The sequence below is a fragment of the Amycolatopsis sp. NPDC051045 genome (genome assembly GCF_040682955.1).
Taxonomy (GTDB): domain Bacteria; phylum Actinomycetota; class Actinomycetes; order Mycobacteriales; family Pseudonocardiaceae; genus Amycolatopsis.
The window spans coordinates 135,444-154,742 of record NZ_JBFBCC010000003.1 but is presented as its reverse complement, the minus strand read 5'-3'; the positions used below and the strand labels follow the sequence as shown (position 1 = coordinate 154,742).

The window sequence follows — 19,299 nt, the reverse complement described above, 5'->3', positions numbered from 1 at the left end:
GCTGTGGACAAGTTGGGGACAAGCGTGATCGCGTTTGCTGAATGCCCAGGTCAGGCCCTGTGCACAAGGTGTGGAGAACTTGCGGAAAACTCGTCCGGCGTGTCGCGCGAAGTCCGTCCTTCGGCGTGTCGTGGACCAGCTCAGGCCCATTGGACGGCGCGACCTGTGGATGAATACTACGGAGGGTGGGCACGCTACCCGGTCGGCTGAATGCCCGTCCGGTCAGGCCGCGGTAAGCCGGCCCTGTGCGCTGCGTAACCGGTCTGCGAGAACGCGCTGGTCGGCCGGGGTGAAGGCGATCCGATTTTCGCCCCGGCCCGGAATCTCCTCGGTCAGCCACCGGCCTTCCGACGTATCGATGTAGTTCACCGGGCGTTCGATCCGGTGGCGCGCGCCGGTACGGCTACGGGCCGCGACGTAGAGACTGCCACTCCCCATCCGGCGCAACGCGAGGATCCGGCGGAGCTCTTCGACCTCCTGCGACCCTTCGGCGGGGCGGTGGTTGCGGAGCACCTCGAACGCGCCCTCGTCGCTGCGGGCGGTCCCCTCGATCTCGCTCTTCGGCACCGCGAGCGGCGTCCCGCGGCCGGGTGCCAGCTTCGGGATCTGGCCGAGGAAGTCGTCGAGCAGCTCACCGGGGCGCGACGACGCCAGCACGACGACGTCCAGCTCCTCGTGCTTGGCCAGCACGAACGCCTCGCCGCCGGCGCTGCCGGCGAGCAGCCGGTAGCTCACCGGCTTGCCCTGGAACCCGCCGTCGATCCAGCCGTAGTACTCCAGCTGCGGCCGGGCGATCGCTTCGATCGTCGCGACGAACCCGGGGTGCATGCCGCGCGGGCCGAACAGCCCCGCCTTGGCGAGCTCGGCGTTGGTCCGCTCGTCCTCGGCGCGCTGGGTCTCGTCGCTGTACCAGGTCGGCGTTTCGGACAGCACCGTGTGCGGCTCGCCGCCCCGCCGCCGGATCAGGTTGATCAAGGTGCCGGTCGTGATGGTGACCTGCCTGTCCAGCACCGCTCTTTCCCCCAGTGAAGCTCGAACCCAGTGAAGATCAGCTTGGTGAACCCGCGAGAGCCGGGCGCGCCCATCTTGGCACGCGCCCGGCGGCCCGCGTGCGCTACTCGCCGATGACCGGCGGCGCGGTCAGCTCGTCGGTCCCGAAGATGTCGTTCGGGTCGTCGCCGAGCAGGTACTTCGACGTGCGTTCTTCGTCGCCGCCGCCTTGGCCCTTGGCGCCGTGACCCATGCCGCCCATGCCACCCATTCCGGTGGCGCCGCCGCCGCGGCCCGCCGCCGCGCCGCCCATCGCCCCGCCGGCGCCCGCGCCGCCCCGGCCGCTGCCGGCCGCGTCCGCACCGCCGGGCATGGCCGCACCGGTCGAGCCGCCGGGCCCGAAGCCCACGCCGCCCGGCCCGAAGCCCGCCGCCGGGTCGCCGATCCCGCCCGAGCCGCCCGGCCCGAAGCCGCCGCCGGGGATGGAGAAGTCCCCCGCGCCGCCCGCGCTCCCCGAGCCACCCGGGCCGAAGCCGCCGGCACCGGGGATCTTCGGCGGGGTGAACCCTGAGGAGTGGGTGCCGTCGCCGAAGTTCGGCGGCGTGTAGTTGCTGCCCCCGGGGAGCTGGGACGGGTCGTAGTTCCCGCCGGGGACCTTCGAGGGGTCGAAGTTCGGAACGTTGGAGCGGTCGTTGAAGCCCGGCACCTTCGACGGGTCGAAGCTGCCGCCGGGGGTGTTCGGCTGGCCGGGGAACGACGGGACACCGCCCGGGCCGGGCATGTTCACGCCGCCGGGTCCCGTGCCGGTCCCGGTTCCCGTGCCGTCCCCGGTGCCGGTCCCGGTGCCGTTCTTGTCATCCGGCTTCTTCTTGCCGTCCTTGCCGTCCTTGCCGCCGTCGACGTTGACGTTCTTCTGCTGGCCCTGGAGCGCGGAGTACGTCGGCATCTTCTGGCCGTTGTCGTTGCTCGCCTTGTAGTAGGTGTTGAAGGCGTCGACGTTGGCCTGGCCCTTGGCGTTGTAGTCGCGGATCGCCCGGTCGGTGTCGGTCGTCCACGGCGTCACCGCGTTGAGCAGGTTGTTCTTCGGCGGGTCCTTCGGCACCGGCTGCACCTGGGCGTGCACCGTGGTGAAGGCGCTGTGCTGTTCGCCGAGGTACTTGTCGGAGTCGGTGAGCTTGGTGCCGGAGTCCTCCATCCACACCCGCAGCGGGTGGGCACCGGCGTTCTGCGCCGCCTCGGCGCCGCTGCCCGTCCAGGCCGCGTCCATCTCCTTGGCCAGCGTGTCGATGGTGCCGAGCCGTTCGGAGTAGGCGCCCTTCAGCCGGCTCGCCGCCGACTGCCCGCTCTCGATCGAGCCCGGACCGGGACCGGTGGTGATCTTCTCCCAGATGTCGTAGCAGTCGATCTTCCGTTCGCCCTGCACCGACGTGTGGTCGTCCGAATGCGTGGTGGCCATGTTGTACGCGGCGAAGCCACCGAGAAGCACCAGTTCCAGCATGTCAGCCTCCCAAGGTGTGGATCATGGCCTCGCCGAACTTCATCGCCACCGAGCACGGGTCGGACGCCCCGGCGCCGTTGTCGTACTGCACCAGGATGTTCACCGTCAGCTGGTCGGTCACCGCGACGAACAGTCCGCACTTGCCGTTCTTGCGGTCGTCCACCGCGGCGGCGTAGACGCCCGGGTACCCGGCGGCCTGGGTCTCGCCCCAGTAGGCGTCGTTCGCCTTGGTGTCGTAGACGTCCTGGAGGCCGTTCTTGTTCGCCGTCACCGTGGTCACGTCGATCTGGTTGCCGGGGTCGGCCGCTTCCTGGAACGTGCAGCTCGGGCCGTTGCCCGTGGAGCGCGGCTCGCCTTCGCCGAGCCCCAGGCCGGAGCGCGCCGACGCCGACAGCGTCGCGCAGGCGTCCGAGGTGATCGACCCGGTCGCCAGCGGGCTGGGGACCCTCGGTGCGGTGTCGGCGGTGGACCGGGTGGTCTCGCTGCTCGATTCGGCCGTGGACGGCGCCGGGTTGGCGGTGCCGCGGGTCTTGCCGTCGCAGCCGGCGACGGCGAGCACGGCGAAGGCCAGCGCCGGGACGGCGGTGAGTCGTCGGTTCACGTGGCCTGGTTCCCCGTCTTCGAAAGGTCGGCGTGGGTGTCCGACTCCTTGGTGGTGATCTTCTGCTTGGCCGCGGTGAGCGCGTCGATGTAGTTCTGGACGTAGTCCTGCATCTTCCGGTTCTGCTCGAGGAACGCCTTGCCGGACGGGTTCGCGAGCTTCTCCCAGTCGCCGCTCGCGAATTCCTTGCCGGGCGCCTTCACGTTCGCCATCAGGTTGGCGTCGGCGTAGTCGCGTTTCAGGTCGGCCTTCAGGTCCTGCCACTTCTTGATGACGCCGTCGATCTTGTCGGCGTCGAACGTGAAGCCGCCGCCGCCACCGGCCGGCGCGGACATGTTGACCTCGTTACCCATCCCGATCCATCCCCTTCGCGTCCGGCGCCCATTCTCCTCCGACGCCGCCGCGGCGTCCGAGGTTCCCCGAAAAGCGTGAAGGCGGGCCGCCCACCAAGGGGCGACCCGCCTTCTCACGACTTGCTGCCTTACTACTGCGCGACGGCCTTGACCTCGAGCCGCACGTCGACCTTGACGTCCGGGTGCAGCCGGGCGCCGACCGAGTGCTTGCCCACGGTCTTGATGTGGTCGCGCAGCTCGATGACGCGCTTGTCGAGCAGCGGGCCACCGGCCGCCTTGATCGCGGCCACGATCTCGGCCGAGGTGATCGAACCGAAGAGCTTCTTCGAGCCCTCGGCCGCCTTGCCGGTCAGCTGGATGGCACCGAGGCCTTCCAGCGCCGCCTTGATTTCCTTGGCGTGGTCGAGGTCGCGGATGCGACGGCTCTCCTGCGCGCGCTGGATGGTGCGCACGTTCTTCTCCGCGCCCTTGGAGGCCGCGATCGCGTAGCCCCGCGGGAGCAGGTAGTTGCGCGCGTAACCGTCCTTGACCTCGACGATGTCGCCGGGGCCGCCCAGGTTGGCCACGTCCGTGGTGAGGATGATCTTCGCCATTTCAGTGCCCCCCTTAGCGCGCGGTCGAGGTGTAGGGCAGCAGCGCCATCTCGCGGGAGTTCTTGACCGCGATGGCGATGTCACGCTGGTGCTGGCTGCAGTTGCCGGTGACGCGACGGGCACGGATCTTGCCGCGGTCGGAGATGTACTTCCGCAGCAGGTTGGTGTCCTTGTAGTCGATCAGTTCCGGGCGGCCCTTTTTCTCGGCCTTGCAGAACACGCAGACCTTCTTCTTGGGCTTGCGAATGGGTGGCTTGGCCACTGGTTACTCCTGGAATTCAAATCTTGTGGATGTGTACGAGATCAGAAGGGGGGCTCGTCGGAGAAGCCGCCGCCACCGCCACCGCTGCTCGCGGCCGGGGCGGAACCCCACGGGTCGTCGGCCGGCATTCCGCCACCGCCGCCGCCGCGGTTCCCACCGCCACCGCCGCCGCCGAAGTCACCACCGCCGCCGCCACCGCGGCTGACCTTGTTGACCTTGGCCGTGGCGTAGCGCAGCGAGGGGCCGATCTCGTCGACCTCGAGCTCGACGACGGTCCGCTTCTCGCCTTCCTTCGTCTCGAACGACCGCTGCTTGAGGCGGCCCTGCACGACGACGCGGGCGCCGCGGGTCAGGGACTCGGCGACGTTCTCCGCCGCCTGCCGCCAGATGTTGCAGCGCAGGAACAGCGCCTCGCCGTCCTTCCACTCGCCCGACTGCTTGTCGAGCGTGCGCGGGGTGGACGCGACGGTGAAGTTCGCGACCGCCGCACCGGAGGGGGTGAAGCGCAGTTCCGGGTCGGACGTGAGGTTGCCGATCACCGTGATGACGGTGTCTCCAGCCATCGGGATTCCCCTTCGGCTCAGGCCTTGGCGGCGGCGGGCTTGGCCGCGGCGCGCTTGACCTCGCGACGCATGACCTTGGTGCGGAGCACGGTTTCCTGCAGCGACAGCTGGCGGTCCAGCTCCTTCACCGCGTCCGAGGACGAGTTCAGGTCGAGCAGGGCGTAGATGCCCTCGGCGTGCTTCTTGATCTCGTACGAGAGGCGACGACGGCCCCAGACGTCGACCTTCTCGACGCTTCCGCCCGAAGTGCGGATCACGTTGAGGAAGGTGTCCAGCGTCGGAGCGACAGTGCGCTCGTCGAGCGTGGGGTCCAGGATGACCATTACCTCGTAATGGCGTGACACAACCACTCACCTCCTATGGGCTCGCGGTCACGGACTGTCCGTGACAGGAGGGTTTGTCCAGGTAAGGCTACCTGGGGGTACCGGCGGGACCGGACGGCGGGGGGTCAGGCGGCCCGGCGCAGGACCCAGGTGCGGACCAGCCCGGCGGTCACCCCGGCGAGCACGATCACCGCGAGCAGCATCGGCAGCTGCACGTCGTTCGACGCGCTGTTCGAGGCCAGCGACTGCGCGTTGCCGGCGTCGCGGATGTCCACGCCCTGGCCGCTCTGGTCGCCCGCGCCCGCCTGCGGGGCCGACGCGTCGCCGGGGAGGGTGCCGTTCGCCGGGTAGCGCACGCCCGGGGCGACGGCCGTGCCGGCGGTGGCCGTCGGGATGCCGCTGTAGTCCCGCATCGGCGCGCTGCCGCCCGTACCGCCGGCGGTGCCCGGGTTCAGGTTGGACAGGTTGCCGGAGGCGCCGCCGGGCGTGGTCCCGGTGCCGCCCTGCGGGGCACCCGCGTTCTGCTGCGCGGGCGTGCTGGGAGCCGCGTAGTTGCTGGCCAGCAGCGTGAGGTTGCAGCCCTTCGCGACCGTGCTCTCCACGCTGTTCAAGGTCTTGTTCCAGTCGAGCCCGAGTCCCCAGGTGCCCGAGGCGGCCAGCGCGGTGCGGACCGCCTTGCCGATCGCGGCACCGCTCGCCTCGCCGCCCGCGGAGTTCGGCACCTGGCCCACCGGGATCGCGTGGTTCTTGGCGATGGAGTCGCCCGCCCAGCTGCCGATCGCGAGGGTCCCGGCGTTGTTCGCGCCGTTCGTGACGAGGGTCTTCACCGAGGCGCCGTCGATCGCGACCTGGTCGCCCATCTGGCCGGTGACCGTGCCCGTGCAGCTGTTGCTGACGATTTGCTGGGCCGCGGAGGCCGTGCCCGCGGAAAGGAACGCGCCGCCGGTCACGAAAGCGGCAACTGCGGTGACGGTCAGTGCTCGGCGGGTCGTCTGCCAGGTGGGGATGTTCCGCACGAGCACTTCCTCCGTGGGCTATGGGGACGTCGTCCTGAACAACAGGATGAACGAGGGAGATACGTGAAAGATACTCGGCAGTTGGATCAATTCGCAGCGGCCATTCGGCGGAGCACCCAGGTGCGGACGAGCCCCGCACTGACTCCGGACAGCGCCAGAACCGCAATCAACATCGGCAGATTCGACCCGTTCGTGAAGCCGTCCGTTGCCGAGGGTAGCGCTTCGGCCTGGCCCGCGGTCTGGACGCCGGCGTTGCCGTCCGAGGAACCTTCCGGGCTGGTGAGACCGTACTGCGGGGCGTAACCCGGGATCTGGCTGCCGTACCGGATCGCCGGCGACGGCGTGAACAACCCGGCCGTCGCGAACGGGATGCCGCTGTAGTCGCGCATCGGCGCGTAGCCCGTGCCGAGGGTGAAGGGGAAACCGCCGAACACCGGGGTGCTCGAGAAGCCGGGCAGGAGCGGGCTGTTCGCCTCGGGGATCGGCGTGGTGCCCGCCGGGGTGCCGCCCTGCGGCGCGCCCCCGGTCCCGCCCGAGGACGGCGGTTGCTGCGGGCTGCCGCCCGTCCCGGTACCGGGCTGCGGCGACGACTGCCTGCCGCCACCGCTCACCGCGCTCAGCCCCTGCTGAGCGCCGCTGGTCACGCCTTGGACGCCCTGGTTGATCGCGCTCGCCGCCGGCCCGCCGACCACCGGTACCGGTGAGACGACGGTGTTCACCACGTTCACGGTGACCCTGCAGACGGTGTTGAGCAGCCCGCTCACGGTGGTGGTCAGCACGGTGGTCGCCTGGGTGACGATGCCCAGGTCGATGAGCGGCAGGCCGAGCAGCGAGCCTTGGACGTGGTCGCCCGGCTCGGCCGTCACGGTGCTGCCGCAGGGCACGGTCTTCGTCTCGGCCGAGGCGGTGCCGGGCAGACCGAGCACGGCCGAACCGGCGAGAACGAACGCCGTCGCACCGACCGCTGTGGCCCTCCGTGTCCGATCCTGCATGCTCACCGCCCCTGGTGTCGTCGCCTCTGCCCAGGACAACGACGTTAAGACAGCCGGGTAACGCCCGCTCGTTCAGAAATGTCCGGCATTCGAGTGGAAGCGGGCGTCACCGTGCGTCAGGCGGGGCTGCGCCGGATCCAGGCCCGGACGAGCGCCGCCGCGACGATCGCCAGTGCCAGGACCGCCAGCAGCATCGGCAGCTTCGCCGGCGGGGTGACCCCCGGCAGGGCCTCGGCGGTACCGGACTTCTGGGCGTCGACGGTCGGCGGCGGGATCTGCTGGCCGGGGATGATCTGCGCGATCACCGGCGCCTGCACCAGGCTGCCCGGCAGCAGTGCGGCGTTGGTGAAGATGCCCGAGATCGCGTCACCCGGCAGGCTCGCGTTCCCCGGGTTCGTGATCACCGGGCCGGTGCTGGTGCCGGGCGGGTTCGGACCCGGTCCCGGTCCCGGGCTCGGCGGGGTCGGCTCGGGCGGCGCAGGCGGGGCCGGCGGGTTCGGGCCCGGCCCCGGGTCCGGCGGCAGGGGCAGCGGCGGCAGTTCGGCGGCCACTCCTTGTGTCAGTGCGCCGACGGTGTTGACGGTGTCCTGCGCGGCCGGGCAGACGCCCTTCGCCGCCACGTCGCCGACCAGGGGCACCCGGCCGAGGCCGAGCGCCTTCACGGTGTCGCCCAGCGGCAGCGTGAGCAAGGGGGCCGAGCCGTTCGTGTTCCGCGAGCTCGAGTCGAGGCCGACGGTGAGCTGGTTCGGGGCGTTCAGCGGGGCACCGGCGTCCAGCACCAGGCCGGTCGAGTCGCCGTTCTGCAGCGTGGCCTGGCAGCTCCCGCCGAGGGTGGGGCTGGTTTCCGCGCTCGCCAGGCCCGGCGCCGCGAGCGCGGCCGAAGCGGCGATGGTGAACCCCAAAGCGGTGATCCGGGCGACGTGCTTCCCCATCGGTGCCCTCCGGCAGTCGGACCAATCTGGATCACTGAACGCGCTCACGGTACTCCACGAGCGTCACCAACCGGTCCCACCGGCGGGAAAATCCCCCGGAGTAGCGTGCTCGGCATGCTGATTGGCGCCCATGTCCGTGACGACGACCCGTTGACCGCGGTCGCCGAGCGCAAAGCCGACGTCGTCCAGTTCTTCCTCTCCGACCCGCAGGGCTGGAAGGCCCCGAAGCCGCACCCCCGCGGCGAGGCCATCCAGGCCGACCCGGTCGAGGTGTTCATCCACTCGCCGTACCTCATCAACGTGGCTTCGCTGAACAACCGGATCCGGATCCCGTCCCGGAAGAACGTCACCCAGCACGCGGACGGCGCCGCCGCGATCGGCGCGAAGGGCCTGATCGTGCACGGCGGGCACGTCGGCGCGACCGACGACGTCGAGGCCGGCCTGGACAACTGGCGCAAGCTGTTCGAGCGCGAGCAGGAGAAGGGCGGCTTCAAGGTCCCGATCCTGATCGAGAACACCGCCGGCGGCGAGAACGCGATGACCCGCGACCTCGAGGTCATCGCCCGGCTGTGGGACAAGGTCGGCGAGTTCGGCGCCGGGTTCTGCCTGGACACCTGCCACGCGTTCGCCGCGGGCTGGGACCTGGCGACCGCCGTCGAGCGGGTCAAGGCCATCACCGGCCGGATCGACCTGGTGCACCTCAACAACTCCCGCGACGAGTTCGGCTCGACCCGCGACCGGCACGCCAACGTCGTACAGGGCGAAGGGACGATCGACCCCGAGGTGCTGGTCGCCGTCGCCCGCGAGGCGGGCGCCCCCGTCGTCGTCGAGACGCCCGCGGACGGTCAGGCCGCCGACATCGCCTACCTGCGCGAACAGCTGGGTTAGGCGGCCACGGCCTTCCGGCGGCGCCGGGTGGCGTTCGGGATGATCACGTCGCGGGCGCCGTCGAGGAAGCCGCCGGCCGGGTCGTCGTCGCCGTCGATCCGGACGAGGTCGGTGGCCGGGCGGTAGATCTCCCGGACCACCAGCACGCACAGCGCGACGACGGCCAGATCACGCAGGAACACCGTGCCGAGGAACCAGCCTTCGGGCAGGCCCTTGTGGTCGATGCCGAGGTAGTAGAACATCCGCGGCACCCAGACCACGGCGTCGATCAGCATCCAGCCGAGCAGCAGCCGCCAGCGCGGGATGGCCAGCACGGCCAGCGGGACGAGCCAGAGCGAGTACTGCGGGCTCCACACCTTGTTCGTCAGCAGGAACGCGGCCACGACGAGGAACGCGAGCTGGCCGACACGTGGCCGGCGCGGCGCCGCGAGCGCGAGGTAGGCGATCCCGGCGCAGCAGGCGAGGAACAGCACGGCCACCGTGATGTTCAGGTACGTCGGCGTCTGGTTCTTCTGCAGCACGCCGTCGAACCCGGCCCACCCGGTCGTGTACGAGAAGACGTTGTACAGCGAGTCCGGGTCCATCGGCCGCAGGGTGCTCATCCGGAAGAACTCCCACCAGCCGCGGGTCGCGGTGAGGATGAACGGCGCGTTCACCGCCAGCCACGTCACGACGGCGGCGCCCGCGGTCTTCCAGAACGGGGTGAGCTTCCCCGCGCGCAGGCACAGCGCGAACAGCACACCGAGCAGGAAGAGCGGGTAGAGCTTCGCCGTCGCGCCGAGGCCGAGCAGGAGCCCGGCGAGCAGGAGACGTTTGCGCGCCCAGGCGAGCAGGCCGGTCGCGGTGAACGCGGTCGCCAACGCGTCGAAGTTGGTGAAGGCGTGCACCAAGACCAGCGGCGAGATCGCCACCAGGACCATGTCCCACGGACGGCGTCTCACCGTCCGGCCGGTCGCCCACACGGTGACCAGCCACGCGACCGCCAGTAAGAACGCCGTGATGTCGAAGTAGACCGCCACCGGCAGCGCGCCGGGGAGCCAGCCGGACTCGGCGACGTTCAGCCAGCCCGCCGCGAGCTTCGCGTTCGCCCACTGGAAGAGGCCGGTGAGCACCGGGTACTCCATGTACCGGGTGTTGTCCTCGGCGGTCTGCGAGTTCTCCTTCCACGACGTGTAGTACGGGAAGGTGCCCGGCCGGTCGAGCCGCTCGGAGCCGTAGAGCGGCACGATGTCGGAGTAGCACATGGCGACGAACGGGCGGCCCGCGCGCCAGTCGAGCTGGGTGGCGCCGCTGGAGTCCTGGTACTGCTGGATGCAGGAGCCCTTGCCGAACCAGCAGAGCATCAGCGCCAGGGTGGCCAGCAGCAGCCCGACGCGCTGGGGCGACCAGAACCAGTGCCTGCCGACCGCTGCGTGCTCACCGAGCGGGCCGCCGAGGGGTCTGGTGACCGCCGCCGCGAGCGGCTCGTTCCAGCTCGGGACGATTCGGTCCGCCCGGGTCAGGGTCACGGGGCCGGGTTCCGGCTCCCGCGTGATCTCCTCTGGCACGAGGCGGATGGTATCGGTGATCGGCGTGCGCGGTGGTGAAGCCGGTGATCATGCCGGATTCGCGTAGTACGAGGCCAGGACCTCGGCCGCGGCGCCGCGGGTGACGATCTCCTCACCGAAGGCGTCCTCGACGACTTCGATGCGCTGCCAGTGCGGCAGCGGCAGGAGCTCCTCGAGCCGGGCCGAGACGGCTTCGCGGTGGACGCCCGGCTCGTCGCGGACCGCCCGCCCGGCCAGCACGATCCGCTCGAGGTCGAGCACCTGCACCAGGTCGGCCAGTCCGATGCCGAGGAAGCCGGCGGCGGTCCGGGTGTCGGGCGCCCGCTTGGCCATGATCTCGACGCAGCCGCGCCGCCCGCACGCGCAGCGTGGCCCGTCGTAGGCGATCGTGGTGTGCCCGAACTCACCGGCGTTGGTCCGCGGGCCGCGGTAGAGCCGCCCGTCGATCAGCAGGCCGACGCCGATGCCGGTGCCGACGAGCACCACCGCGGTCGCTGTCGGCTCGCCGTGCGGCCAGAGCTGGGCGAACGCGGCGGCGTTCGTGTTCTTGTCGAGCGTCACCGGCAGTCCGGTGCGCTTCTCCAGCAGCTCGCGCAAGGGGACGTCCTGCCAGCCGGGCATGTTCGTCGCGGCGCGGACCAGGCCGGCGTGGTGGTCCAGCGGGCCGACCGCGCCGAGGCCGAGACCGAGCACGTCGAAGCCGTCGGCGAGTTCGAGTGCGGTGGCACCGATGGCGTCGACGGCCTGCGCGGGCGTGAAGCCGGGCGGGAGCGGGCCACCGGCCGTCTCCTCGACCTCGCCGACGAGGTTGGTGCGCAACACGCGGAACTCGTCGCGGTCGAGGCGCGCGCCGAGCGCGTGCTTGGCGCCGGCCCGGATGCGCAGCCGCGTGCGGGGCTTGCCGACCCCGGCGGACGGTTGCCGTTGCTCGTCCAGCAAGCCGGTGTCGAGGAGTTCGGGGACGATCTTGGAGACGGCCTGCTGGGTGAGCCCGGTGCGTTCGGCGAGCTCCACCCGGCTGAGGCCGCCGGCGCGCAGGATGTGCGTGAGCAGCAGGGCACGGTTGTGCTCGCGCACGTCGCGCAGGTTCACCCCGGTGGCCGCCATGAGCGAGATCTTCGCACGTCTGGCCAATTAGGCAACGCTGTTGTTTAATGACGGCATGGCGGACGACTTGCGCGTGGGCATCCTCGGGTACGGCATCGGCGGACGCGTGTTCCACGCGCCGCTGGTGGCGGCGACGCCCGGGCTCACCCCGGCGGTGATCACGACGTCGAGCAATGCCGGCCAGGCGCGCACCGACCACCCGGGCGCGGAGATCGTGCCCGACGCCGACGCGTTGTTCGAGCGGGCGGCCGGCCTCGACCTCGTCGTGGTCAGCACCCCCAACCGCACGCACGTGCCGCTCGCGCTGCGGGCGATCGAAGCCGGCCTGCCGGTGGTCGTGGACAAGCCGTTCGCGCCGACCGCGGCCGAAGCCGAGCGGGTCGTCGCCGCGGCGAAGGCGGCGGGCGTCGGCCTGACGGTCTTCCAGAACCGGCGGCTCGACTCCGACTTCCTCACCGTGCGGAAGGTCCTCCGTTCCGGACGGCTCGGCGAGGTGTTCCGCTTCGAATCCCGCTACGACCGCTGGGTGCCGAAGCCCAAGGACAACTGGCGCGAGTTCGGCGACCCGGCCGAGGCCGGTGGCCTGCTCTACGACCTCGGCGCGCACATCGTCGACCAGGCGCTGCAGCTGTTCGGCCCGGTCACCCGGGTCTACGCGGAGACCGACCGCCGCCGCGCCGGCGTCCAGGTCGACGACGACGTCTTCGTCGCGCTGCACCACGCCAACGGCGTCCGGTCGCACCTGTGGGCGTCCGCGCTCGCGGGCACGCAGAACCCGCGCTTCCGGGTGCTCGGCGACCGGGCGACGTTCACCAAGTACGGCCTCGACGTGCAGGAACCGCAGATCAAGGCGGGGCTGCGGCCCGGTGACGCCGGCTGGGGTGCGGAACCCGCGGGGGACGCCGGGAAGCTGGGCGTCGGCCCGGACGTCGAGACCGTGCCCACCGAGACCGGCCGTTACGAGCAGTTCTACGCCCAGGTGCGCGACGCGCTGCGTGGCGAAGGCGAGTTCCCGGTCGACCCGGCGTCGTCGGTCGAGGCCCTGCGCGTCATCGAGGCCGCCCACCGCTCCGGCGTCGAAGGCACCGTGGTCGAGCTCTGACCCCCTGACCGGCCGTGACCTCGGTGACCCCCAGCTCCGAGGTCACGGCCTCCTTCTCCGGATGACCAGGAAGGCGACGGCGAGCGTGGTCACGGGCCGAAATCGGCCTGGCCGGTGTCGTTCCCGTTGCCGCGTCCGAGACCGCGACCGTCGCGCCGGTTGTCGCCGCGGTCGCGGTTCTGTTGTTGCTGTTGCTGCTGCTGGTCTTGGTTGTTGCCGCCGCGGCCGATGGTGAAGCGCTCGTCCTGCTGCTGCTGTTGTTGCTGCTGCAACTGGAGCTGCAGCTGGTCGTCCTGCGGGGACGTGATCGCCTGGACCCGGTCGAAGCGCTCGGCCGGTTTCCCGCCGAGGTAGAGCTGCATGAACCGCTGCCACACCGGGCCGGCCACGACGGACGGGGTCAGCGGCGCGCCGGTCGGGCCGCGCAGCGCCTTGTCGCCGTCGCTGCCCACCCACACCGCGGCGGAGACCGACGGCGTGTAGCCGACCATCCACGTCTGGGAGTTCGTGTTCGCCGCGGACGCGGGTTCGTCGTCGCCGGGCGTGTGCTGCTGGGTGCCGGTCTTGCCCGCGCACTCGTGACCGGCCGGGCAGGACAGCCGCGAGAACGGGATCACCGGCGCCAGCGCGGCGGTCACGTTCCCGGCGATCTGCTGGCTCTTGCGGCGGTCGTTGTCCGCGAACGCGTCCGTCTCGCGCACATCGGCCTCGTAGGCGGTCTCGCCCTGCGAGTTCGTCACCTTCTGCACGAAGTGGCGGCCACGCTGGACACCGCCGGAGGCGAACGTCGCGTACGCCGCGGCCATGTCCGCGGGGGTGACCGCGGTCTGGCCGCCGCCGATGGAGATGTTGTTGTCCCCGGTGAACAGCACGCTGCGACCGCCGTTGTCCTTCGTGCGGATGCCCGCTTCCTGTGCGGCCTCGGCGACCCCGGACGGCTTGGTCACGTTGAGCACCATGTCGTAGAAGACGGTGTTCGTGGACCGCTGCATCGCCTCGGCGACCGTGCACTGCTCGGAGCAGCTGCTGCTGGTCCCGGCGTTGCGCACCGGCAGCGGGACGTCCGGGAACGTCCGCGGCGAGCGGCCGTCGAAGACCGCGTTCAGGCCGCGGCCGCCCTTGAGGAACGCGGTGAGGTCGAACGGCTTCATCGACGACCCGGGGTTGTGCGGCTCGTCCGCCCAGTCGCGCCCGGCCTGGTCCTCGCCGTTCGGGCCCTTCACGATCGGGTCGCCGCCGTAGTAGGCGAGCACGCCGCCGGACTTCGGGTCGACGGCGACCAGCGCGTCGAGGATGCGGTCGTCGGTCTGCCCGGCCATGCCCTGGGCCACGGCCTTCTCGGCGGCGTCCTGGGCCTTCGAGTCGATCGTCGTGAACACCTGGAACCCGCCCGAGTAGTACTTCTCCTCGGGAATGCCCGCCGCGGCCAGCTCGGCCTTCACCTGCTTCTTGACGAACGGGTTGATCGTGGTGCCCTGCCGCGAATCGACGAGCGGGATCGGCGTCGGGAACTTCGCCGCCTTCCGGTCGGCGGCAGTGAGGTAACCGTTGCGCTGCATGCGGTCCAGGGCGGTGTTCCACCGGTCGCGCGCCACCGTCGCGTTCTCCGAACGGCCCGGCTGCTGGACCAGCCCGGCGAGCAACGCGGCCTCGGAGTAGGTCAGCTGGGCGGCGTCCTTGCCGAAGTACGCCTGCGCCGCCGCCTGGAGGCCGTACGCGCCGCGGCCGAAGTAGATGATGTTGAGGTAGGCGGTGATGATGTCCGCCTTCTCGTAGGTCTGGTTCATCTTGAAGGACTTCGCGAGCTCGACCCACTTGCGCGTCAACGTCGGCGCGTCGTCGCCGGAGGAGACCTTGATGTACTGCTGCGAGATCGTCGACCCGCCGCCGGACCCGCCGGTGACCTGGTTGTAGCCGGCCCGCAGGATGCCGGAGACGTCGAAGCCGGAGTTGGTCTCGAAGGACGCGTCCTCGGTGGCGATCACGGCCTTCTTGACGACGTCGGGGATCTGGCTGGGGTCGAGGAGCTGCCGGTTCCCGCCGGTGGGCACGTCCTTGCCCATCTCGGTGCCGTCGGCGTAGAGGTAGGTGACCGCCTGGCCCTGCGACTGCGCGACCGTGCCGGGCGAAGGCACGTCGACGGCGAGGTACGTGACCACGAACGCGATCGCGGGCACCAGGAAGAACAGGCCGGACAGCACGTACAGCACCCGGCGGACCGTTTTCCAGCGGCGTTTGCGCAGGTCGGGTGCGGGGACTTCGGCAGCGGGCTCGTCCGGTGCGTCCGGCCGCGGAAGAGGCCGGCGTGGCTGGTAGCGACCACGCGGAACCGGCCTTCGGCCGGACCTCGAGCGATTTCGGTCGGTGTACACGGGCCGTCCTCGGGTACGCAAGTGGGCTGCGGGCGCAGACCCCTCGACACTCCACACGGACCACGGACGGCGGTGGTTCACGAAAAACGGGCCCGGCAGGCGAAGTGCCTGCCGGGCCCGGCGACTCGGTTCGGAGAGACGGCTATCCGGGGCCGGCACCCCGCAGCGCAGGAAGTCCGCCACCACCACCGAAGGTGTTCCCTATCGCGGGGTCGGGCGGCGTCGGCCCACCCGGGTTGGGGCGGCTCGTCCGGGGCCGGGTCGAGGTCTCCGACGACGTCTCCGACGATTCGGTGCTCGGCGGGGTTGCCGAGGTGCTCGGCGGCGGCGACGAGGGCGTCGGCGTGTCCGACGGCTTCGTCGGGGTCACGGACACGTCGTTGACGTCCTTGCCGATCGGCCGCACCTTGTCGAACTTCTCCGCCGGCTTGCCCTTGAGGTAGAGGTTCAGGAAGTTCTGCCACGTCGGGCCGGCGATCGTGGAACCGAAGATCGGCTTGTTCTTCGAGTCGTGCAGCGGCTGGTTGCCGTCGCCGCCGACCCACACCGCCGCGGACACCGACGGGGTGTAGCCCACCATCCAGGTCTGGGCGTTGAGGTTGCCGTACGACGCGGGGTCGCCTTCCTGGGGGGCGTACTGCTGGGTACCGGTCTTGCCGGCGCACTCGTGGCCGGTCGGGCACTTCAGGCTCGAGTGCGGGATGACCGGCTTCAGCGCCTCGGTGACGTTGCCGGCGATCTGCTGGCTCTTCGCCGCGTCGTCGTCGAACGCCGGCTTGGACTTGATGTTGTTCTCGTCGAACTCCACCTCGTCCTGGGCGTTCGTCAGCTTCGCGACGAAGTGCTGCTCGCGGTAGACGCCGCCGTTCGCGAACGTCGCGTACGCCGCCGCCATGTCCCTCGGTGCCACGGCGGTCTGACCGCCGCCGAGCGAAATGTTGTTGTCACCGTCGAAGAGCGTGGCGGTGCCACCCTCTTCGGTCGTCCGGACACCGGCCTGCTTCGCCGCCTTCACGACCCCTATCGGTTTCACCTTGTTGAACACCATGTCGTAGAACACGGTGTTCGCCGAAATCTCCATCGCCCGCGCGACCGTGCAGTCCTTGCCGCAGCTTTCGTTCTCGCCCGCGTTGCGGATCGGCTTGGCGACGCCGGGGAACTTGCGGTTGTTCGAGCCGTCGAACGTGTCGCCGAGGCCCCCGCCCATCTTGAGGAACCCGGTCAGGTCGAACGGCTTCATCGACGAACCGGGGTTGCGGGCCTGATTCGCCCGGTCCTGGCCGATCTGCTCCTTCCCGTCCTTGTCCTTCACGATCTCCGGGCCGTAGTTGTAGGCCAGCACACCGCCGGTCTTCGGATCCACGGCGACGAGCGCGGTGAGCAGGTTTTCGTCCGTCTGGCCCTTCAAGCCTTGCTGGACGGCCTGGTCCGCCGCGTCCTGCGCCGCCGGATCGATCGTGGTGTAGATCTTGGCGCCGGTGGAGAACAGCTTGTTCTCGTCGTAGCCCTTCGCCGCGAGCTCGTCCTTGATCCGCTGCTGGAGCTGGTAGGTCAGCTTGCCGGAGTTCTGCTCCTTGTTGGCGTTCTTCGGGATCGGCGTCGGGAACTGCGCGGTCGCGCGCTCATCGGCCCGCAGCCACTTGTTGGCCACCATCTGGTCCATCACGTACGCCCAGCGCCGCTGGGCGTAGTCCTGCTGCTCCGAGCGGCTCGGCCCCTGGATCAAGCCGGCCAGCAGCGAGGCTTCGGACGCGCTGAGGTCCTTGGCGTCCTTGTTGAAGTAGGCCTTCGCGGCCGCCTGGGCACCGCTCGCCCCGCGTCCGAAGTAGACGATGTTCAGGTACCCGGTGATGATCTCTTCTTTGGACTGCTGGTTGTTCATCTTGAACGACTTGGCCAGCTCGGTCCACTTGCGGGTCAGCGTCGGGGCGTCGTTCTCGGTCGCTTTCTTGATGTACTGCTGGGAGATGGTCGAGCCACCGCCCTGACCGCCGGTGGCCTGGTTGTACACCGCGCGGAGGATGCCGGTGACGTCGAAGCCGGAGTTGGTCTCGAACGTCGCGTCTTCGGCGGCGTAGGCGGCGTGCTTCAGCACCTCCGGCATCTCGCCGACCTTGAGCAGCTGCCGGTCGCCGCCCTTGGGCAGCTCGCGGCCCATCATCGTCTTGCCGTCGGCGTAGTAGTACGTGATCGGCTGGCTCTGCAGCGCCGCGACGCTCTCCGGCGTCGGCACCTCGACCATGAAGTAGGTGATCACGAACGCGATCGCCGGAACGACGAAGAAGAGGCCGACGAAGGCGTAGGCGACCCGCCGGATGATCTTCCAGCGGTGCTTCTTCCGCTGCGCCGGCGTGAGGACCTTCCGGCCCTTCTCGTCGAGCTCCTGCTGGGGCTCGACGTCGTCGGTGAAGTCGTCGTACTGACCGTCGTCGTACGAGTCGAAGCCGTCTTCGGTCCCGTTGTGGGCGTGGTGGGTGATGAGGTCCGGCTCGACCTGCGGTTCGGGACGGCGCCCGGCCGGCGGCGGCTGCCGGAAACCCTGCGGCGGCGAGCCGGGCGGTGTGCCGGGGCGGCGGCCGGGTGGTGGCGGCTGCCGCCGGCCGGCCGCGCCGTTCTGGGCGCGGGGAGCCTGCGGTCGCCGCGGTTGCTCACCGGGCCCCGGCTGGCCGCCTTCGTCACCGGCCGGCCAGGCCGGACCGGCCGGCCGCGCGTTACCACGAGCCGGGGTGGCGCGCCGAGGGGACTCACCGGGCCACGCGGGTCCCGCCTCTTCACCCGGCCACTGGGCGCGGCGGGGTGCGTCTGGCTCCTGGTTCGGCCAGGAGCGGTTGTGGTCGTCGGTCACGGATGGGCCTCCCGGATCAGTACCCGCAGGGGTACTGACCTGCGCGTTGCGATGGTCGTGCAGTGGCTCACCGGCGTGCGGTCCTTCGTGGATCGGCCGGTTCCCCCGTACCGAGGACGTATGACCGGACCAGGTGGTTCCAGTGGCACGCCCGGCACACTTCGACGTCGTACACGGTGAACTCGGCGAACGAGCCCGCCATCCTGGCCAGCTCCTCGGGGGTCCGCGCCGAGCCCGCGACGTGCTTGAGTTCGTCACCGTAGACCCAGGACACCAGGGTCAGTGGTTCCTGGCGGCAGATCGGGCAGGGCAGCTCACCCGCCCGGCCGTGGAACTTCGCCGCCCGCAGCAGGTACGGGCTCGCGTCGCAGGCTTCGTGGCTGCCGACGCGCCCGGAGCGGACTTCGGCCAGCAGCGCACGGCGCTGCAGCGCGTAGTCCACGACCTGCCGCTGGTTATTCACGAGGACAGAGTACGGGCTCTTCCTGTGGCGTTCACGCCCCCTAGCGCGGCCAGGGCGGGGACCGGGGCGGACACGCCGGACGTTCGATAACTCTCCGGTGAATTTCGCCCACGATGGGTACTTCGACAGGGTTAGCTTCGCCACTTCGATGTATCGGCGCGATATAGTGGCTGAGTAGGTTGGACCGAGGCGCTCGTTCGGAGCAACGCGGGTCGTCTCGGTTTGTTCCCGGAAGGGGGTGCGGTGTGCTGGAGTTCGCGATCCTCGGTCTTCTGCACGAAGCACCCATGCACGGGTACGTGCTGCGCAAGCGGCTGCACGAGACGCTCGGCACGTTCCGGACGTTCTCGTACGGCTCGCTGTACCCGAGCCTGCGGAAGCTGCTGCGGGCCGGGTACCTGGTCGAGGAGCTGGACGAGGCCGACGACCGGGCGTGGTCGCGGCGCGGGCGGCGGGTCTACAAGCTCACCGCGGAGGGCAAGGAGCGCTTCGGTGAGCTGCTCGGCGACGCCGGGCCGCAGACCTGGGACGACGAGGGATTCGGCGTCCACCTGGCCTTCTTCTCGCGCACCCCGGCCGACGTGCGGATGCGGATCCTCGAGGGCCGCCGCCGCCGCGTCGAGGAACGCCGTGAGGGCATGCGGGCGGCGCTGGCCAGGGCCGAGGAGAAGATCGATCGCTACACCCGCGAGCTGCACCGGCTGGGGCTGGAGACCAGCGAGCGGGAGGTGCGCTGGCTCAACGAGCTGATCGCGCACGAACAAGCCGAACGGCAGGGTCCGGAGACCTGAGCCGCCCGGCCCGGGCCGCAGCGTCGCGGCACCAGACCTACTGAACAGACACGGATTGAAG

At 70.4% G+C, this 19,299-nt stretch carries 19 protein-coding genes; 3 read left to right on the top strand and 16 right to left on the bottom strand.

What is annotated here, in order from left to right:
- Positions 1–222: 222 nt before the first annotated feature.
- From AB0M80_RS08495 to AB0M80_RS08445, 11 genes are all read right to left on the bottom strand, one after another.
- Positions 223–1,011 carry an ESX secretion-associated protein EspG gene (locus AB0M80_RS08495; RefSeq protein ID WP_364560797.1) on the bottom strand — a complete coding sequence of 263 codons (789 nt, stop codon included), beginning with the start codon at positions 1,009–1,011 and terminating at the stop codon, positions 223–225.
- 103 nt (positions 1,012–1,114) lie between these two features.
- The gene (locus AB0M80_RS08490; RefSeq protein WP_364560794.1) at positions 1,115–2,488 is read right to left on the bottom strand and encodes a hypothetical protein; all 1,374 of its coding nucleotides are present in this window, start codon (positions 2,486–2,488) and stop codon (positions 1,115–1,117) included.
- A gap of 1 nt (position 2,489) precedes the next feature.
- Positions 2,490–3,089 carry a DUF3558 domain-containing protein gene (locus tag AB0M80_RS08485; protein ID WP_364560791.1) on the bottom strand — a complete coding sequence of 200 codons (600 nt, stop codon included), beginning with the start codon at positions 3,087–3,089 and terminating at the stop codon, positions 2,490–2,492.
- Positions 3,086–3,442 (bottom strand): hypothetical protein, encoded by a 357-nt coding sequence (locus AB0M80_RS08480; RefSeq protein ID WP_364560789.1) that lies wholly within the window; start codon positions 3,440–3,442, stop codon positions 3,086–3,088. Before AB0M80_RS08480 ends, AB0M80_RS08485 begins: the two co-directional genes overlap by 4 nt.
- A 131-nt stretch (positions 3,443–3,573) precedes the next feature.
- Complete coding sequence (gene rplI / locus AB0M80_RS08475) at positions 3,574–4,035, bottom strand: 50S ribosomal protein L9 (RefSeq protein WP_364560787.1); 462 nt, start codon at positions 4,033–4,035, stop codon at positions 3,574–3,576.
- A gap of 13 nt (positions 4,036–4,048) precedes the next feature.
- Positions 4,049–4,297 carry a 30S ribosomal protein S18 gene (gene rpsR, locus AB0M80_RS08470; protein WP_003098744.1) on the bottom strand — a complete coding sequence of 83 codons (249 nt, stop codon included), beginning with the start codon at positions 4,295–4,297 and terminating at the stop codon, positions 4,049–4,051.
- 41 nt (positions 4,298–4,338) lie between these two features.
- Positions 4,339–4,860 (bottom strand): single-stranded DNA-binding protein, encoded by a 522-nt coding sequence (locus tag AB0M80_RS08465; RefSeq protein WP_364560784.1) that lies wholly within the window; start codon positions 4,858–4,860, stop codon positions 4,339–4,341.
- Between the two features lie 17 nt (positions 4,861–4,877).
- Complete coding sequence (rpsF, locus tag AB0M80_RS08460; RefSeq protein WP_176742059.1) at positions 4,878–5,204, bottom strand: 30S ribosomal protein S6; 327 nt, start codon at positions 5,202–5,204, stop codon at positions 4,878–4,880.
- Positions 5,205–5,308: 104 nt separating this feature from the next.
- Positions 5,309–6,205, bottom strand: coding sequence for a hypothetical protein (locus AB0M80_RS08455; RefSeq protein ID WP_364560781.1), 897 nt, complete (start codon positions 6,203–6,205; stop codon positions 5,309–5,311).
- Positions 6,206–6,285: 80 nt separating this feature from the next.
- Positions 6,286–7,191 (bottom strand): hypothetical protein, encoded by a 906-nt coding sequence (locus AB0M80_RS08450; RefSeq protein ID WP_364560778.1) that lies wholly within the window; start codon positions 7,189–7,191, stop codon positions 6,286–6,288.
- 116 nt (positions 7,192–7,307) lie between these two features.
- On the bottom strand, positions 7,308–8,123 hold the full coding sequence (locus AB0M80_RS08445; protein WP_364560776.1) for a hypothetical protein: 816 nt from the start codon (positions 8,121–8,123) through the stop codon (positions 7,308–7,310).
- A gap of 114 nt (positions 8,124–8,237) precedes the next feature.
- Between AB0M80_RS08445 and AB0M80_RS08440 the strand changes: the two genes are divergently transcribed.
- A complete protein-coding gene (locus AB0M80_RS08440; protein WP_364560773.1) occupies positions 8,238–9,011 on the top strand; it encodes a deoxyribonuclease IV in 774 nt (257 codons plus the stop codon).
- Here the strand turns inward: AB0M80_RS08440 and AB0M80_RS08435 are convergent.
- Both AB0M80_RS08435 and AB0M80_RS08430 read right to left on the bottom strand, forming a co-directional pair.
- Positions 9,008–10,558 carry a glycosyltransferase 87 family protein gene (locus AB0M80_RS08435; RefSeq protein WP_364560770.1) on the bottom strand — a complete coding sequence of 517 codons (1,551 nt, stop codon included), beginning with the start codon at positions 10,556–10,558 and terminating at the stop codon, positions 9,008–9,010. The genes AB0M80_RS08440 and AB0M80_RS08435 overlap by 4 nt on opposite strands.
- A 48-nt stretch (positions 10,559–10,606) precedes the next feature.
- On the bottom strand, positions 10,607–11,665 hold the full coding sequence (locus tag AB0M80_RS08430; RefSeq protein WP_364561998.1) for an ROK family transcriptional regulator: 1,059 nt from the start codon (positions 11,663–11,665) through the stop codon (positions 10,607–10,609).
- Between the two features lie 55 nt (positions 11,666–11,720).
- Between AB0M80_RS08430 and AB0M80_RS08425 the strand changes: the two genes are divergently transcribed.
- Positions 11,721–12,767, top strand: a complete 1,047-nt coding sequence (locus AB0M80_RS08425; RefSeq protein ID WP_364560768.1) for a Gfo/Idh/MocA family oxidoreductase — start codon at positions 11,721–11,723, stop codon at positions 12,765–12,767.
- Between the two features lie 89 nt (positions 12,768–12,856).
- Here AB0M80_RS08425 and AB0M80_RS08420 read toward each other — a convergent pair whose 3' ends face one another.
- The 3 genes from AB0M80_RS08420 to AB0M80_RS08410 form a co-directional block, all read right to left on the bottom strand.
- Positions 12,857–15,139: a transglycosylase domain-containing protein gene (locus tag AB0M80_RS08420; RefSeq protein WP_364560765.1), complete on the bottom strand. Its 2,283-nt coding sequence runs from the start codon at positions 15,137–15,139 to the stop codon at positions 12,857–12,859.
- A 142-nt stretch (positions 15,140–15,281) separates the two neighbouring features.
- The gene (locus tag AB0M80_RS08415) at positions 15,282–17,984 is read right to left on the bottom strand and encodes a transglycosylase domain-containing protein (RefSeq protein ID WP_364560763.1); all 2,703 of its coding nucleotides are present in this window, start codon (positions 17,982–17,984) and stop codon (positions 15,282–15,284) included.
- Positions 17,985–18,051: 67 nt separating this feature from the next.
- Entirely contained in the window at positions 18,052–18,447 is a 396-nt protein-coding gene (locus AB0M80_RS08410) for a DUF5318 domain-containing protein (protein ID WP_364560761.1), read from the bottom strand.
- Positions 18,448–18,692: 245 nt separating this feature from the next.
- On the opposite strand from AB0M80_RS08410, the gene AB0M80_RS08405 reads away from it, so the two are divergent.
- Positions 18,693–19,238 (top strand): PadR family transcriptional regulator, encoded by a 546-nt coding sequence (locus tag AB0M80_RS08405; protein ID WP_364560759.1) that lies wholly within the window; start codon positions 18,693–18,695, stop codon positions 19,236–19,238.
- The last annotated feature ends 61 nt before the right edge of the window (positions 19,239–19,299 follow it).

What these genes read in the sequence shown, in the direction of transcription:
- AB0M80_RS08445 (WP_364560776.1), bottom strand. Translation starts at nt 8,123, where the DNA reads ATGGGGAAGCACGTCGCCCGGATCACCGCTTTGGGGTTCACCATCGCC.
- AB0M80_RS08465 (WP_364560784.1), bottom strand. Translation starts at nt 4,860, where the DNA reads ATGGCTGGAGACACCGTCATCACGGTGATCGGCAACCTCACGTCCGAC.
- AB0M80_RS08490 (WP_364560794.1), bottom strand. Translation starts at nt 2,488, where the DNA reads ATGCTGGAACTGGTGCTTCTCGGTGGCTTCGCCGCGTACAACATGGCC.
- rplI (WP_364560787.1), bottom strand. Translation starts at nt 4,035, where the DNA reads ATGGCGAAGATCATCCTCACCACGGACGTGGCCAACCTGGGCGGCCCC.
- AB0M80_RS08480 (WP_364560789.1), bottom strand. Translation starts at nt 3,442, where the DNA reads ATGGGTAACGAGGTCAACATGTCCGCGCCGGCCGGTGGCGGCGGCGGC.
- AB0M80_RS08425 (WP_364560768.1), top strand. Translation starts at nt 11,721, where the DNA reads ATGGCGGACGACTTGCGCGTGGGCATCCTCGGGTACGGCATCGGCGGA.
- AB0M80_RS08440 (WP_364560773.1), top strand. Translation starts at nt 8,238, where the DNA reads ATGCTGATTGGCGCCCATGTCCGTGACGACGACCCGTTGACCGCGGTC.
- AB0M80_RS08450 (WP_364560778.1), bottom strand. Translation starts at nt 7,191, where the DNA reads ATGCAGGATCGGACACGGAGGGCCACAGCGGTCGGTGCGACGGCGTTC.
- AB0M80_RS08430 (WP_364561998.1), bottom strand. Translation starts at nt 11,665, where the DNA reads ATGGCGGCCACCGGGGTGAACCTGCGCGACGTGCGCGAGCACAACCGT.